This is a genomic window from Streptomyces sp. NBRC 110028, from assembly GCF_001417735.1.
Lineage (GTDB): Bacteria > Actinomycetota > Actinomycetes > Streptomycetales > Streptomycetaceae > Streptomyces.
The window spans coordinates 1-649 of sequence record NZ_BBUZ01000016.1; the positions used below are offsets into that span (position 1 = coordinate 1).

The 649-nt window shown below is 69.2% G+C and carries 1 protein-coding gene; it reads right to left on the reverse strand.

Annotated elements, in window-relative coordinates:
• A partial coding sequence (locus ASC60_RS00095) for an acyltransferase domain-containing protein (protein WP_159043183.1) occupies nucleotides 1–649 on the reverse strand: 649 nt, incomplete at both ends.

Sequence of the window (649 nt, forward strand, 5' to 3'; positions counted from 1 at the left end):
GCCAGGAGGTTGGTGAGTTCGTCGGTGATCTCGTCGATCTGGGGGCTGTGTGAGGCGTAGTCGACGTTGATGAGGCGGGCTCGGCCGCCGGCTTCTTGGCATGCTGTCACGGTGTGGGTGACTTGGTCGGGTGGTCCGGATACGACGACGGATCCGGGGCCGTTGACGGCGGCCACGCCGACGCTTTCGGCCGTTTGGCCCAGGCTGGTCAGGAGGTGTTCGGCGTGGTTCTGGCTCATTGCGAGGGAGGCCATGGCGCCGCGGCCTGCGAGTTTGCGCAGGGTCTGGCTGCGGAGGGCTACGATTTTGGCGCCTTCGTCCAGTGACAGGGCGCCGGCTACTACGGCTGCGGCGATTTCTCCTTGGCTGTGGCCGATGACGGCGGCCGGGGTGATGCCGTGGTGGTCCCATACGGCGGCCAGCGAGACCATGACGGCCCACAGGACGGGTTGTACGACGTCGACGCGGTCGAGGTCGGCGGCGTCGGGGGTGCCGCGTAGAACGTCGGTGAGGGACCAGTCCACGTACCGGCCCAGGGCCTGTGCGCATTCGGCGACGCGGGCGGCGAACACGGGGGAGTCCTCCAGCAGCGCCGCGCCCATACCGGCCCACTGCGACCCCTGCCCCGGAAACACCAGCACCGGACCCG